Raw genomic sequence first — 13988 nt, 5'->3', positions numbered from 1 at the left:
GTAAATCAACGCGCGACGACCCAACCAAGGAGACAGACCGTGACCACGATTGAACTCATCCCCGGCACTTGGATGCTTGACCAGGCACACACCGAAGTAGGCTTCACCGTCCGCCACGCCGGCATCAGCAAGGTCCGCGGTCAGTTCGCCGAGGCAGACGCAACGCTCGTCATCGGCGACACCCTCGGCACCTCGTCCGTCGAGGCCAGCGTGAAGACCGCCTCGTTTGACTCCAACAACAATGACCGCGACGCCCATGTCAAGGGACCGGACTTCTTCAACGTGGAGCAGTTCCCGAACATGACCTTCACGGCAACCGAGGTCCAGGGAACTCAGGAGAAGTTCAGCCTCAGCGGCGACCTGACCATCAAGGAAACCACCAGGCCGGTGACCTTCGACGTTGAGTTCGGTGGCGTGGCGATTGATCCCTTCGGGGCGACCCGCGCCGGGTTCTCCGCTTCCGCACAGATCTCGCGCAAGGAATTCGGCATCACCTGGAACGCCGCCCTGGAAGCCGGCGGAGTCCTCGTCGGCGACAAGGTCACCATCACAATCGACTCGGCCTTCGTTCTCCCCGCCAGCTAACGCGTCACCCGGGAGTCACAATGGATCCGGAGAAAACCATCGCCGTCCGGCACGTCCCCGTCAACCACTGCTACGAGCTCGTCGACGAGGAGAGCGCCATCGGCAAGACCGAGTACGTGCCCGCCAGCGACCCGGCCGACAGGGAAAGGATCTTCTACCACACCGAAGTCAGCGAGGCCTACGCGGGCAAGGGCCTTGCCGCGGTCCTGGCCAAGCATGCATTGGACGACACCATAGCCGCCGGGCTGACCATCATCCCGGTGTGTCCCTACATCAAGGCCTGGATACGCCGCCACCCGGACTACCAGCAGCACGCCGCGCCGATCCGGCCCGGGCACCTGGCCGCCGTCGACCGCTTCTACAAGCCGTGAGCGGAACGGGCGCGGGACGTACATTTGAACACATCACCCTGGGCCAGCGGGTGCTGTTCGGCGCCGGTAAGGCGGCCGAACACCTCACCGGGGAGATCAAGCGCCTTGGAGCCAGGAAGGTCATGGTCATTGCTTCCGCCAGGGAACGGCCAGAAGCCGAAAAGGTCACGGCCGGCATCAACGTGACGCTGAGCTATGACGACGTCGCCCCGCACGTCCCCTGCACAAGGCCGACACGGCCCGAAACGCGGCGATCCGGAACGGCATCGACCTGCTCGTCAGCGTCGGCGGCGGCTCCGCCACGGGCCTCGCCAAAGCCATCGCCCTGACAACCGGCCTGCCCATCCTCGCCGTTCCGACCACGTATGCAGGCTCGGAGGCGACCAACGTGTGGGGGCTGACCGAAGCAGCACGCAAGACCACCGGTGTCGATGACCGTGTGCTGCCCGTGACCGTCATTTACGATGCCGAGCTGACCCTGTCACTGCCGAGGGAGCTGAGCATCGCCTCGGGCCTGAACGCCTTGGCCCACTGCATCGACTCCTTGTGGGCGCCCCGCACCGACCCCATCAACCAGGCGCTTGCCGTCGAAGGCATCCGCGCCCTGAACGACGCGCTTCCGGTTATAGGCAGGAACCTGAACGATCTCCGCGGCAGGGAACAGGCACTGTACGGGGCCTATCTGTCCGCCGTTGCCTTCGCGTCCGCGGGATCCGGGATGCACCACAAGATATGCCATGTCCTGGGCGGCAGATGGAACCTTCCTCACGCCCAAACCCACGCCGTCGTGCTCCCATATGTCCTGGCATTCAACGCCCCCGCCGCCACCAGTGCAGTCCACAGAATCGCAGCTGCCTTCGGAACCGAGAACGCCTTGGACGGCCTAAACGCACTGCAGGACACGCTGGGCACACCCACTGCACTCAAGGACCTCGGACTGGCCAAGGAGAGCATAACCGAAGCTGTCCAGCTCATCCTTCCCACCATCCCTGCCTCCAACCCCCGTCCCGTCACCGAGGAAAACCTCACAGCGTTGCTGGCGGCAGCCCACGCCGGTGTCCGACCGGGCGAGCATATCCGCTACGAAACCTCTTCCCGAGCCGTTGCGAGTAATATCGCTGCCATGGACAACACCGGGACTTTGTTTGGCTGGGCATTCGGCGATGCCGCTCGCGAAGATGACGGCAAGTATGTTGAGGAGCTTCAGCGCGAGGCTTTGGACAACGCCAGGCAGACGGCGGAAGCCAAGGGACTGACGGTCGAGGCCGGTTCCGAAGTCTTCGCCATCCTGAACGCCCACGAAACCCTGGTTGAGATGGACACCGCCCCGGATAGCCTGGTGGTCCGGGCCACAGTGCACCTTGAAGGCCCAGGAGCCGGCAAGCTGCATGCAGAAGGTCCCATGAACGGCTAGCGGTTTTAGGGGGCCACGCCGTTCACGCTCGTGTTGAAGGCCGTAGGGATAGGAAGCGACGCGTTGGTTCCTGTCGCAGCGTGGACGACGGGCGCAGCGGAGCTGATCACGTTGAGCTTCCACGGCATACCCGCCGAGAACCCCACCGTAAGCGGCGCGCTGTTGCCGACGCTGCGATCGCCGAGGAGAGTCTTGAGCAGCTTCGCCTTGAGGGTCAAAGTAGCGCCGTCGAGCGAGTAGTCCCGGCCAGTCTTCAGAACCTCGCTACCGAAGCGGAGCTCCTTGAACTTGAGGCCGTTCAGGTTGAGCGCGACGGTCTGGTCCTTTACCTTGCTTGAGCTGTCGATGAACACGAGGTCTGAGGAGGCTGTACCCGAGCGCATGGTCCACCCGGTCTTGATGTAGTCGAACTCCTCCTGGTCACGCCACTTGAGTGCGACCCGGTCGAACCGATCACCGTTGTCCCACCACATGGTGGTGATGCCCGAAGTGCGTGCGAGATAGCCGAAATCCTCGAAGAATTTCAGGGCCTCACCACGCTCGACCTTCTTGTCGTACCCGTCGAGGAGGCCGTACTCGCCGATAATCACCGGGATTCCCTTGGAAATGAAGGCATCGACTTGACTCTGGAAGTTCTTCTCCAGCATTCCCTGCACCTGCTGGTCATGCTTGGTGTAGCCGGCGATGTTTGTGCTGAAGGGCCAGAAGCCGTATGGCTCGCCAAGCGCTTCGGAGGCTTGACTCCCTCTGTCGCAGAAGTCACCCCTCGCGGGGGCAACCGATCAGGCCCACTGGGCCCATCGCAGCGGCTTCAATCGTCTTCACGATGACGCCCGAAACGGAAGTCCACCACGAAGGCGTTCTTGCTCGCGCACGGTCACAGGCGGCCGACGGAGTCGATCCCGGGCCAACCCCATTCAAAGGATTCGGGAATTGCCGTGTTGGACGAATTCAGAGAAATGGGCGCCAGAACGGTTCGGCAAACGCGTCGGTGAGCTCAGCAACGACTGGCTGTCCGGCGGCCCGGTTAATGAGGGTCCTGTCGGCTTTGCGGTACGCAGCAATACCCCTGAAGAAGCGCCAGACTTTGGTGCCCGGGCATGGGCCTCAGCCTCCGAGCAGCCACTGGGCCGCCGCATGGCGGTATCGGGAGATTCCTTTGTAGTCCGCCATGTCCTCCGGCAGCTCGGCCAGCACCCGGCCGAGGCGTTGTCGCCACGCCGGAACGGCCGAAATTTCGGCCAACGAGATCATGTGGGTGCGGACGAGGAAGAGAATGGCGCCTGAATGCGGCAGCCGGATGAGGTGCTGGACTTCGACGCGCAGGTGGAGCCGTTTGGGCAGGTCGGGGTCGTCGACCACCTCTAGCCGGTCCGGCCCCCATTCGGGATAGGTCTCCGTGGAGGTGTCGAGACGCCGGTCCACGGTCATGGTCCAATTCGTCCGCCGGAACTTCTCTCCGGGCTGGAGCCTCATCAGGAATTGCTGGGCCCGCGTAATGATCTGCTCTTCGTGGACCCGGGGCACCGGGCCGTGGACCTCGAGGAAGCGCATGCCGACGTCGAAGCCTAACGACCAGTCTGCGGCAAAGGTGATCACGCCGGCGTCCAGCCAGAGGGCGTCTTCGCGCTGATCCAGCAATGCGATGTCGTCCTGGATCTGGCTGCCGATGAAGCGCAGGGGCTCCATCGGCAGGGTCGAGGCGTCCCCTATGACGAAGTCGATATCCAAGCCCAAGAGGTCGTTGCGCCAATGGCAGCGGCGGCCTTCGCGCGTGAAGCACATGACATCGGGATAGTCGGCAGCCAGCACTGGCAGCAAGGTGGTGATGGTGTCCCAGACGGCTGGACCCATATGCGGGAGCATTGCGATGCGTGACGGGTCACGGTCGAGTATTGCCGCCCGTTCCTCCAGTTCGGAACCGTAATGGGGATCGATTTCGATCAGCCGGTCTCCCCATCCACCGGCATCCGTCGGCACGAACTGCGGGGCTGGTTCCACATTGGTGCTGTACCGGTAGGAGTCTTCGCGGAATGGGAATGGGAAGCGCCGGGCGGACGGCGTGAGGGTTGATTCCTGCGTGCTCAACATCAAAGGTCAATCTCCAGTCCGGCATCACGGCTGCGTGAAACGCAGCACATTATCGAATTGTTGGCGGTTTTCTCGGCTTCGGACAAGTAGAGGTCCCTGTGCTCAGGCGTGCCACGGAGGACGGGCAGGATGCATTCGCCGCAGACGCCCTGGCGGCACATGAATGGCACTTTGTGGCCGGAGTCTTCCAGGGCTTTGAGCAGGGAGGTGCCGGAAGGAACATCGACGACGGCGCCGCTCCGGCCAAGCGTGACGCTAAACGGCTGGCCCGGGTCCAGGTCCGCGGTGCCGAACGGTTCCGAATGAAGCCGCGACGGCGGCCATCCCGCCACGGCAGCCGCGCTGAGCACCGTATCCATGAAGCCCTGAGGGCCGCACACATACAGGTGGGTGCCCAGGGGCTGTTCGCCGAGCCGGACGCCGAGCGCAGCCAGGAAACTGCTTCGGTCCGTGCACTCGAGCAGGTTCTTCCCGCACAGTTCCCGAACGTCGTCGAGATGGGCTCCCTCGCCCTGCCGGTAGGCATACAGCAGGGATGCGGAATGGCCCCATTCAGTTGCGGCGCGCATATGGGACAGCATGGGTGTTATGCCGATGCCGGCGGCAATGAGCAAATGGTGCCTGGCCGTCGCGACGGGAGCGAAGGCGCTGCGCGGGCGGGACACACTCAGCCGGGCACCCGGCGCCAGCTGGTGCAGTGCGGCGGAGCCGCCTCCGCCGTTGTCGACCCGCAGTACGGAGATGGTGTATTCAGCGGGAAGTACACCCGAGCCGGTGAGGGAGTAGGCATTGGCCTTGTCCCCGGAGTGGACAATTATGTGGCTGCCGGGGACGTAGGGAGGCAGCTCGTTTCCGGCTGGGTCGCGGAACGTGAAGCTCCGGATTGACGGTGTCCGGTCGGTGACATCCGCGAGGACAAGTTCCAAGGCGTCGTGCAACGCGGGTGCCGACGCTTCCGCTGTCGCTGTCATGCGGCATCCTCCTTAGCTCGTTCTTCGGCATCCACCATGTAGCCCAGGTACGTTGCCGTGCGGCGTGAGAAATGGTGGTAGATCACGAGGCTTCTTTCGCACCCCGTGCACACGACCACCTCGCCGACCGACCGGTCCGTGACAGTCGTGGACTGGCAATGGGGGCAATGGACCCGTCGGGAACCATCCGGCGTCACCAGCAGGAACACTTCCTCGTCCACGGCGCCCATTCTGAGTGCAAGGGCCCGGAGGGTGTAGACGTCGGCCTCCGGCCCGGCCAACACCACCCGGATCCCGACGACGGCGGACGCCAGGCGCGCCTGCAGCGCGGCGGCTGCGGCGTCGTCGCCCGTCCGGAACGCCACATGCTGGCGCTGGATGGAGTGGTCCAGCCGCCGCAGCCATGCATCCGATTCTTTGAATCCTTCGTTTCCGATGGATACTGCGAAGTACTCGCGGGCCCGCGCCGGGGACGGAACCGCCCCCGGCCGGGGCACGCTGGAATGGCGTGGAATCATCACTTACGGGGCGAAGGTACGGTCGCCTGTGAAGAAGCCCAGGGCGTAGTCCGGTGTCTCGAACTTCACCGTGGTTCCCTTGGGGAAGAACAGGACGTCGCGTTCCTTGGCGTGCGTGACGGCTCCGGTGGCCAAGTCCGTGAGGATGAATTCGCCCTGGACAACCAGCTTCATCTCGTCGTAGGTGTATTCGTAGACGAGTGGCTCCGAGGCCTTGAGCTCGAAGAACCCTGCGCACATCGAGGAGCCTTCGGGGTTCGCAAAGGAGTCATTGATGAACGCCTCGCATCCTTCTTCATCCATTTTCGGCAGGTCCAGGAAGCCATTCTCGACCTTGTGGATGGAACCGCCCTTGGACATCGTGCCGCTCAAAGTTGTAGTCATGGTGTTGTCCTCTGCTTGATTTACTGTGGTGAAACTAGTTTTACTGAAATTCAATTGCGATGGGTTTCGGGGATGTTAATTCCCTGGATCCGGGACGTGACCCGGTCAGGGCCGTGACACCACGGGGGTGGAAAGGTACGCCTCGATGCTGTCGTCCATGGCGTCCAGCCATGCCGTGTGGTGCGCCGAGGCTGTAGTCCCCGTCATCACTGAAGTGTGGACGCTGTCGCGGTACCCCAGGATGTTCTCTTCCTTGTCATGCATCCATTGCTTGAACAGGACTGCAACCGCGTCCAAGTCAAACGGCGGGTAGTCGGTCAGGGCTATGAGGTCCTTCACGTAATCGGTCTGGAAGTCGACCTCGTCCTCGTGTGTGTGGAGGGCTTCCTGCTTCTGCAGCCAAAACTGGATGTCCTCCTGCCGCTCAATGCTCCCCGGAATCTCGTGCAGCCCCATGATGTAGTCACGGGCCAGCCAAGCCTGGGCGTCGAACATGTTGAAGGTGTAGTACTGGTCCTGCATGCCGATGTAGAAGAGATCGGGGTTGCCTTGCCAGACAATCCCCTTATAGAGGTTGGCCGGGTACAGGACGTTGGGCGTGCTCAGCGCGAGGCTGCCAGGCAGGAATGGGAACTTGTGGCGGTAGCCCGTGCACAGGATCATCGCGTCGAACCGTCCCGAACTGCCGTCCGCGAAATGGACGTACTGTCCGTCGATGCGCTCTATGGTGGGGACTTCGCGGGCTCCCTCCGGCCAGCGGAAACCCATCGGTTTGCTCCGGTAGCTGATCGTCACCGATGCCGCGCCCATCTTATAGGCCTGCATGCCGATGTCTTCTGCGGAGTAGCTGCTCCCGATCAGGAGAACGTTCTTGCCGGCAAACTGCTCCGCACCGCGAAAGTCGTGGGCGTGGAGCACGGGGCCCGGGAAGGTCCCTATGCCCTCGAATTCCGGCACATTGGGCGTAGAGAAGTGTCCGGTAGAGACGACGAGCTTGTCGAAGACATGCTTCCGGGTCTGTTTGGTGACCAGGTCTTCGACCAGGACCGTAAATTCCCGTGCGGCGTCGTCGTAGTCAACCCAGCGCGCCGCAGTGCTGAACTGGATGTACTTGCGGACATCGCTTTTGACCGCTCTTCCTTCGATGTAGTCGAAGAGAGCAGAGCGAGGCGGGTAGGACGAAATCGTCTGTCCGAAGTGCTCGTCGAAGGAGTAGTCGGAGAATTCCAGGCATTCCTTGGGCCCGTTCGACCAGAGGTGGCGGTACATGCTGCTGTGAACAGGCTCGCCATGGCCATCCAGGCCGGTTCGCCAGCTGTAGTTCCATTGCCCGCCCCAGTCCGCTTGCTTTTCGAAGCAGGTGATCTCGGGGATGTCCGCGCCCTGCCTTCGGGCGGATTCGAAGGCGCGCAGCTGCGCCATTCCGCTGGGGCCGGCACCAATGATGCCTACTCGCAATTTTTTCGTGGTCATTTCTACAGAACTCCATTCTGAATGGGTGGGGTACACATCCGTGTTCAAAGGAGCGCGAGGCCCTCGTCCACAGTTACGCGCCGGAACGTTTCGGTACGGACAAGTCCGGGCATTTCCTGGCGCCTGCGCAGGGCAAGGGCTTTGCGTTGTGATCGTGGGATCTCGTTGATTCTCTTGCCGAATGCCGCGGTCCATGACCGCAGGTCAGTCGCGGTGCTCGGCCCGATTTCCATTTCGACGAGCTCTTGGTCCGTCAGGCCGTCGAAGTGCCTCTTGGTTCCCTCTGCGTCAAGGCTCCAGCTGGTCATCAGTTCCAGCTGGCGGTCGGCCGCGCGTACCGTCACATCGTGGTCAGGCACGTGGCCGTCCGGCGAATAGACCAGGACACTGCTTATCCGATCCAAGGCGGCGGACCTGTCGGTCCAGCCGCTCGCTTGGGCCTGGAGGTAGTCCAGCGGCCTGGCCCGGCCGATAGGCACCGCCAGCCGCGTGATGCCCCTGTCATTGATTTCCCCCAAAAGGGCGCAGGGGGCGTCGGTGACCATGACCTCATGCCGGGCGGGCCAGACATCGAAACTGCTGTGATCTCCGAAGGCGCCGCCGACGTGGAAGAGGTAGGTCTGGGGGTATTGCGGGTTTTCGTCGCGCCTTCCGGTCCGGGCCTCGTAGAACTGCAGCGCGGCCAGCTGGATGAGAAGGCTCGCTCCCAGCGCCCCGAAGGGTTCCCGCACAACGATGCCGAACCGGTCGTGTGGCGACCAGCCGGCCATGACTTCGCCGGGACGGCGGGGAGACCCGTCGATGGTCACGTCGAAGAGATGCTCTTTGACGTCGCTAGCAACATGCATCCGTGTAGCTCCTGCCGGTCTTGCCCCGCGTCGGGCACAGCCGTGCCACGGGAATCTTGATGAGAGCTGGAAGGGTTCCGGCCAATCGTTGGCCTGCCACAAGGTGGCTTCGCGGCCCTGATTTAGCCTTGTGAAACCATGATTACCCACAGTGGACCTCGGTGGGTTTCATCCGCGTTAAGTCTGCGTTTCACTCGGGGGCCTTGAAGCTCTCATCCCCTCCCGCCTCACTTGCGCGTGCGGGATCCAAAGGCTTCCAAGGCAAGAGGCAACGTGGAATTTACAACCCCGAAACCCACCGCTGGTTCACTGTCAGTCACACTGGTTTCATATCAGTTGTCATCTGAAAAACCACGTCGAGCCACTCATTCAACTCGGGCTTCGGTCCCTTGAGATATTCGCCGCCGACGAAGACGCCAGACCTTTCACCTTCCCAAGCCGTATCAACCCTTAGTTGCCTTGATCCAAGGAGTGTAATGACTACGATCACAACCCCCCACCCCCCTTCGCCAGAGACGGATGGGGACGCCGAACATCTCAGCGAACTCGGCTACAGCTATGAGACGAAATTCGAGCGCGATGTAACGTTCTGGGGCAATGTGTCCCTCGGCTTCACCTACCTGTCACCGGTTGTCGGTATCTACACCCTGTTCGCCAGCTCCCTTGGCATCGGTGGGCCGCCGATGATCTGGTCGCTTGTTATCGTGGGCGCCGGCCAGTTCCTCGTAGCCCAGGTCTTTAGCGAAGTAGTCTCGAGCTACCCCGTGGCCGGTGGTATCTACCCTTGGTCGCGACGCCTTTGGGGCCGTAAATGGGGTTGGATGAGCGGATGGATCTATCTGTTCGCCCTGCTGACGAGCATTGCCACCGTGGGCTACGGAGCCGGTCCGTACGTGGCAGACCTCTTGGGATTCGAACCCGGAGTAGACACAACCATTGCGGCGGCAATCGTCCTGATCGCCATCTCCACCGCGTTGAACCTCTGCGGGACCAAGATCCTCAATACCGTGGCAATGATCGGTCTGATCGCCGAGCTCGGCGGGGCGATCGTCGTCGGCAGCTGGCTGCTGATCGCCTCCCGAAACCAGGATATCTCGGTCATTTTCCAGACATTCGGTGCGGGCGGAGGCGATGGGTACTTCGCCGCATTTGCCGCGGCCGGTTTGATCGGAATTTTCCAGTATTACGGCTTCGAGGCCTGTGGCGATGTGGCGGAGGAAGTCAAAAATCCCGGGACAACCATTCCTAAGGCCATGAGGGTGACAATCTACATCGGGGGAGCGGCGTCGATGTTCGTATGCCTCTCGCTACTCCTCGCCGTTCCGGACTTCGGTGCCGTCATGTCCGGCGCGGACGCGGACCCGGTCCACTCTGTCCTCTCATCCGCCTTCGGAGCGGTCGGAGTCAAAGTGGTCCTCGCCGTCGTCATGATCTCCTTCATCTCCTGCCTGCTGAGCTTCCAGGCGGCGACGAGCCGCCTGACTTACGCCATGGGCCGCGACCGGATGCTGCCGCTGAGCGGTCTATGGACGAGGTTTAGCGGGAGCCGCAGAGTGCCGCCATTCGCGTTGCTCCTGGCCGGAATCGCGCCTGCTTTGATCGTCGTGCTTTCGAAATTCTCTGAAGAGGGGCTGATGGCCATCATGTCCTTCGCGACGATGGGAATCTACCTCGCATTCCAAATGGTTGTCCTTGCGGCCCTCCGGGCACGACTCAAAGGCTGGAAGCCCGGCGGTCAGTTCAAGCTGGGCAAATGGGGCGTGCCCGTAAACGTGTTGGCACTCGCTTGGGGAGTGACCGGCATGATCAACATGGCGTGGCCTCGTACTCCGGACGGGCCATGGTGGCAGAACTGGCTGACGTTGCTGAGTTCAGCGCTCGTGGTCGGCGCCGGCCTGCTCTACATGCGGTGGAAGAAACCCTACCTCCGCGGAACCGCGCCGGCAGCCGATGCGATTCCCGCGACCGGCATCGCGACGTTCTCCCTCGTCCCGGAAAAGGCAGGCGTCTAGAAAAGGCAGGCGTCTAACCCCCGTTCGCCCGGACAGAATCACTCAACAGCTCAGCAGTCGGGTCCTCAACCGAACGAGGGCCTGGCTGCTGAGCGCATTAGGCACATAACTGCGTCGCCGCAGTGTCAGTTCATCTGTTGCATACGGCTGACTTTTCTTCTCACCGCGAAACATGGATTTAACGTCCCTGGAGAGCCGCTGTAACATCACTCTGACTACTGTGGTTCAACAACGTTTCCCGCTAGGTAACACCAAATTGAACAGGACAGTTCCGATGACAAGTGTCGCAACCCCTGCAGTACTGAGCGCATCAGCGCTATCAAACGCCGGGCTGCCGGCCGAGGCCGGACAGATTTCCCTGGCCGACATCGCAAAGGCCCATGACGTGCGCTTCCTGCTGGCCACCTTCGTGGACATGACCGGCAAGCCCTGCGCCAAGCTGGTCCCGGTCGAAGCCGCGGACGAGCTCGAGGCCGGCGCGATGGGATTCGCCGGCTACGCCGCCGGGCTGATCGGGCAGAAGCCCCAGGATTCGGACCTCATCGCAATACCCGATCTCACCTCTTTCACGCCTGTGCCGTTCATCAAGGAGGGCCTGGCGATCATCCACTGCGACCCGCACGTGGACGGCACTCCGTGGCCCTACGCCCCGCGCGTCATCCTGAAAAACACGCTCGCCCGCCTGGGGGAGAAGGGCATGCAGGCCAAGGTCGGCGCCGAAGTGGAGTACTTCCTGGTCAACAAGAACCCCGATGGCTCCCTGAGCACCGCCGACGCCCGCGATGACTCGCCGCGTCCCTGCTATGACGCCCGCGGCGTCACCCGCATGTACGAACACCTGACCTCCATCTCGGAGGCGATGAACGGCCTGGGCTGGGGCAATTACGCCAACGACCACGAGGACGCCGCAGGGCAGTTTGAACAGAACTTCAATTACGCCGACGCCCTCACCACGGCCGACCGCGTGATCACGCTGCGCTACATCCTGAACATCCTCGCCGAACAGCGCGGCATGACCGCAACGTTCATGCCTAAACCGTTCACCGACCGGACCGGCACCGGCCTGCACTTCCACTTGTCCCTGTGGTCCGGCGCGGACGCGCTGTTCCCGCGGGACGACGATGGCGCGGACGACGGCGGCAGGGGACTTGGGCTTTCGGACCTCGCCTACTCGTTCATCGGGGGCATCCTGGAGCATGCGCCGGCCCTTCAAGCGTTCCTCGCCCCGACGGTCAACTCCTACAAACGCTCGGGCGCCACCACCAGCTCATCCGGAGCCACCTGGTCACCGCGCAAGGCCTCGTTCGGAGGCAATGACCGCACGCACATGATCCGGGTCCCGGACGAAAAACGGATCGAACTCCGTTCGGGGGACGGCTCGGCCAACCCGTACCTGGCCATCGCCGCGGCCATCGAAGCAGGGCTCGACGGCGTCACGAACCGCACCGACCCCGGCGCGCCGTCCGGCCCCGGCGAAGCACGCGAAGGTGCCCACCTTTTGCCCGCGACGCTCCTGCACGCAGTCGAGGCCCTGCGTCGGGACCCGGTGATGCTCTCGAGCCTGAGCGGCGATGCGGCGATCGGCGGGTACTACGCCGATGCCAAGGAAGAAGAGTTCCTGAGCTGGCACAACCAGGTCAGCGACTGGGAAATCCGCACCTACCTGACCTCGATCTGACAACCCCGTTACTAGCAAAGGACACACCAATGTGCGGAATTGCCGCGCTGCAGCTGCGCAACCCCTCGCTGCATCCCGAAATGGGCAGTCTCCTGTCCTCCATGATGTGCCAGATCGTGGACCGCGGACCGGACTCCGCCGGCCTGGCCGTCTACGACACCCCGGGCCTCGTTTCCAAAGGCACTTCCACCCTCAGCCTCCTCGGCAAAGACCAAGGCCTGCCGCTCGGTGAGATCACAGAATCACTGGAAAGCCTGCTCTCGCCGTCGGCGACGCCGGCCGTCAGGGTCGTGGGCGACACCACCTTGGTGAGCGCCGCCGTCGGGACCGATCTGCTGGTGAAGGCGGTGCGCGAAACCCTCCCGGGCTCCACCGTCATCGGCCGCGGCGAACACGTGGCGGTCATGAAGAGCGTCGGCCATCCGATGGACATCGCCGCCGAGCACGGGCTGGAGGCCATGGCCGGGAGCCAGGGCCTGTCCCACACGCGCATGGCCACCGAGTCCGCCGTGACTGCCGGCGGGTCCCACCCCTTCTCAGTGGCGGACGACCTGTGCATGGTCCACAACGGCTCCTTCTCCAACCACGCCACCATCCGCCGGGAGCTCAAGCGCGAAGGGGTCGTGTTCGATTCGGACAACGACACCGAAGTCGGCGCCCGCTACATCGCCTCGCGCCTGCAGCAGGGCGACGACCTGGAGACGGCCCTGATCAACCTCGGCAAGGTCTTCGACGGTTTCTACACCCTGGTCGTCACTACCGCGGACAGCATGGCCGTGGTCCGGGACCCGATCGCCTGCAAGCCCGCCATCATCGCCGAAACCGAGGACTACGTGGCCATGGCGTCCGAATACCGTGCCCTGGCGTCCCTGCCCGGCATCGAAACAGCCCGCATCTTTGAACCGGAACCCGGAAAGGTCTACACATGGTCACTCTGACAGCCCCCGAAACAACAACCCCAACAGCCACCATTGACCTGGCCGACAGCCCGGTCCGGGCCTTGAACCAGGCCCTGCACGAGGCCACCGACGGCCAGTCCTGGACCGTCGCCAACCCCGGCGGCAAGCACAGCCTCGCCGTCGGAATCGACGCCGACATCAGCGTCGCCATCAATGGCCATGCCGGCTACTACGCAGCCGGGATGCACAAAACGGGCACCGTGACCATCAGCGGCAATGCCGGCGTCGGGCTCGCGGAGAACATCATGTCCGGAACGGTGCACGTGAAAGGCGACGCCTCCCAATCGGCGGCGGCCACCGGACATGGCGGGCTCGTGGTCATTGACGGCAACGCCGGGGCCCGCTGCGGGATCTCGATGAAGGGCGTGGACATTGTCGTCGGCGGGAACATCGGCCACATGTCCGCGTTCATGGCCCAGGCCGGCCGGCTGGTGGTCTGCGGCGACGCCGGCGAAGCACTGGGTGACTCCATCTACGAAGCCCGGATCTACGTCAAGGGAACCGTCGCTTCCCTGGGCGCGGACTGCATCGAAAAGCCGATGAACATCGAACACCTTGAGGAGTTGGAAGGCCTGCTTGCCGCTGCCGGACGCACCGACAACCCGGCGGACTTCAAACGCTACGGCTCGGCACGGAACCTCTACCACTTCAGCGTCCACAACTCGGCCTCGTACTAAAGGACAC

The 13988-nt window shown here is 63.1% G+C and carries 13 protein-coding genes and 2 pseudogenes; 7 read left to right on the top strand and 8 right to left on the bottom strand.

Going from position 1 to position 13988, the window contains the following annotated elements; translation table 11 throughout:
* The first annotated feature begins 72 nt into the window (after positions 1-72).
* From AC1DJW_RS12960 to AC1DJW_RS12950, 3 genes and pseudogenes are all read left to right on the top strand, one after another.
* Positions 73-585 carry a YceI family protein gene (locus AC1DJW_RS12960; protein WP_390280551.1) on the top strand — a complete coding sequence of 171 codons (513 nt, stop codon included), beginning with the start codon at positions 73-75 and terminating at the stop codon, positions 583-585.
* 20 nt (positions 586-605) lie between these two features.
* Positions 606-956: a GNAT family N-acetyltransferase gene (locus tag AC1DJW_RS12955; RefSeq protein ID WP_390280404.1), complete on the top strand. Its 351-nt coding sequence runs from the start codon at positions 606-608 to the stop codon at positions 954-956.
* A pseudogene (locus AC1DJW_RS12950) lies at positions 953-2022 on the top strand (maleylacetate reductase); the annotation flags it as partial. The gene AC1DJW_RS12955 and the pseudogene AC1DJW_RS12950, both read left to right, overlap by 4 nt.
* A gap of 353 nt (positions 2023-2375) precedes the next feature.
* Here the strand turns inward: AC1DJW_RS12950 and AC1DJW_RS12945 are convergent.
* From AC1DJW_RS12945 to AC1DJW_RS12910, 8 genes and pseudogenes are all read right to left on the bottom strand, one after another.
* Entirely contained in the window at positions 2376-2753 is a 378-nt protein-coding gene (locus AC1DJW_RS12945) for a X2-like carbohydrate binding domain-containing protein (protein WP_284755544.1), read from the bottom strand.
* An 81-nt stretch (positions 2754-2834) separates the two neighbouring features.
* Positions 2835-3071, bottom strand: a pseudogene (locus AC1DJW_RS12940) (cellulase family glycosylhydrolase); the annotation flags it as partial.
* 406 nt (positions 3072-3477) lie between these two features.
* Positions 3478-4461 carry a heme-dependent oxidative N-demethylase family protein gene (locus tag AC1DJW_RS12935; protein ID WP_459341839.1) on the bottom strand — a complete coding sequence of 328 codons (984 nt, stop codon included), beginning with the start codon at positions 4459-4461 and terminating at the stop codon, positions 3478-3480.
* Positions 4461-5432: a PDR/VanB family oxidoreductase gene (locus AC1DJW_RS12930; protein WP_459341838.1), complete on the bottom strand. Its 972-nt coding sequence runs from the start codon at positions 5430-5432 to the stop codon at positions 4461-4463. The genes AC1DJW_RS12935 and AC1DJW_RS12930 overlap by 1 nt, the downstream gene beginning before the upstream one ends.
* A complete protein-coding gene (locus AC1DJW_RS12925; RefSeq protein WP_476901622.1) occupies positions 5429-5950 on the bottom strand; it encodes a dimethylamine monooxygenase subunit DmmA family protein in 522 nt (173 codons plus the stop codon). The genes AC1DJW_RS12930 and AC1DJW_RS12925 overlap by 4 nt, the downstream gene beginning before the upstream one ends.
* A 3-nt stretch (positions 5951-5953) precedes the next feature.
* Positions 5954-6388 (bottom strand): cupin domain-containing protein, encoded by a 435-nt coding sequence (locus AC1DJW_RS12920; protein WP_390280395.1) that lies wholly within the window; start codon positions 6386-6388, stop codon positions 5954-5956.
* Positions 6389-6439: 51 nt separating this feature from the next.
* Entirely contained in the window at positions 6440-7807 is a 1368-nt protein-coding gene (locus tag AC1DJW_RS12915) for an NAD(P)-binding domain-containing protein (RefSeq protein WP_476901589.1), read from the bottom strand.
* A 44-nt stretch (positions 7808-7851) separates the two neighbouring features.
* Entirely contained in the window at positions 7852-8655 is an 804-nt protein-coding gene (locus tag AC1DJW_RS12910; RefSeq protein WP_476901588.1) for a hypothetical protein, read from the bottom strand.
* A gap of 476 nt (positions 8656-9131) precedes the next feature.
* On the opposite strand from AC1DJW_RS12910, the gene AC1DJW_RS12905 reads away from it, so the two are divergent.
* From AC1DJW_RS12905 to AC1DJW_RS12890, 4 genes are all read left to right on the top strand, one after another.
* Positions 9132-10667, top strand: coding sequence for an APC family permease (locus AC1DJW_RS12905; RefSeq protein ID WP_476901587.1), 1536 nt, complete (start codon positions 9132-9134; stop codon positions 10665-10667).
* A gap of 274 nt (positions 10668-10941) precedes the next feature.
* Positions 10942-12345 carry a type III glutamate--ammonia ligase gene (glnT, locus tag AC1DJW_RS12900; protein WP_476901586.1) on the top strand — a complete coding sequence of 468 codons (1404 nt, stop codon included), beginning with the start codon at positions 10942-10944 and terminating at the stop codon, positions 12343-12345.
* 29 nt (positions 12346-12374) lie between these two features.
* Positions 12375-13283: a class II glutamine amidotransferase domain-containing protein gene (locus AC1DJW_RS12895; RefSeq protein ID WP_476901585.1), complete on the top strand. Its 909-nt coding sequence runs from the start codon at positions 12375-12377 to the stop codon at positions 13281-13283.
* Positions 13271-13981, top strand: coding sequence for a GltB/FmdC/FwdC-like GXGXG domain-containing protein (locus tag AC1DJW_RS12890; RefSeq protein WP_390280381.1), 711 nt, complete (start codon positions 13271-13273; stop codon positions 13979-13981). The genes AC1DJW_RS12895 and AC1DJW_RS12890 overlap by 13 nt, the downstream gene beginning before the upstream one ends.
* Positions 13982-13988 lie beyond the last annotated feature (7 nt).

Source organism: Arthrobacter sp. 05L417, assembly GCF_056397865.1.
This window is presented reverse-complemented; position numbering and strand designations above follow the sequence as displayed.

Bases quoted from the DNA above. Each gene is read 5' to 3' on its own strand.
- AC1DJW_RS12960 (WP_390280551.1), top strand. From the start codon at position 73: ATGCTTGACCAGGCACACACCGAAGTAGGCTTCACCGTCCGCCACGCC.
- AC1DJW_RS12955 (WP_390280404.1), top strand. From the start codon at position 606: ATGGATCCGGAGAAAACCATCGCCGTCCGGCACGTCCCCGTCAACCAC.
- AC1DJW_RS12945 (WP_284755544.1), bottom strand. From the start codon at position 2,753: ATGCGCTCGGGTACAGCCTCCTCAGACCTCGTGTTCATCGACAGCTCA.
- AC1DJW_RS12935 (WP_459341839.1), bottom strand. From the start codon at position 4,461: ATGTTGAGCACGCAGGAATCAACCCTCACGCCGTCCGCCCGGCGCTTC.
- AC1DJW_RS12930 (WP_459341838.1), bottom strand. From the start codon at position 5,432: ATGACAGCGACAGCGGAAGCGTCGGCACCCGCGTTGCACGACGCCTTG.
- AC1DJW_RS12925 (WP_476901622.1), bottom strand. From the start codon at position 5,950: ATGATTCCACGCCATTCCAGCGTGCCCCGGCCGGGGGCGGTTCCGTCC.
- AC1DJW_RS12915 (WP_476901589.1), bottom strand. From the start codon at position 7,807: ATGACCACGAAAAAATTGCGAGTAGGCATCATTGGTGCCGGCCCCAGC.
- AC1DJW_RS12910 (WP_476901588.1), bottom strand. From the start codon at position 8,655: ATGCATGTTGCTAGCGACGTCAAAGAGCATCTCTTCGACGTGACCATC.
- AC1DJW_RS12905 (WP_476901587.1), top strand. From the start codon at position 9,132: ATGACTACGATCACAACCCCCCACCCCCCTTCGCCAGAGACGGATGGG.
- glnT (WP_476901586.1), top strand. From the start codon at position 10,942: ATGACAAGTGTCGCAACCCCTGCAGTACTGAGCGCATCAGCGCTATCA.
- AC1DJW_RS12895 (WP_476901585.1), top strand. From the start codon at position 12,375: ATGTGCGGAATTGCCGCGCTGCAGCTGCGCAACCCCTCGCTGCATCCC.
- AC1DJW_RS12890 (WP_390280381.1), top strand. From the start codon at position 13,271: ATGGTCACTCTGACAGCCCCCGAAACAACAACCCCAACAGCCACCATT.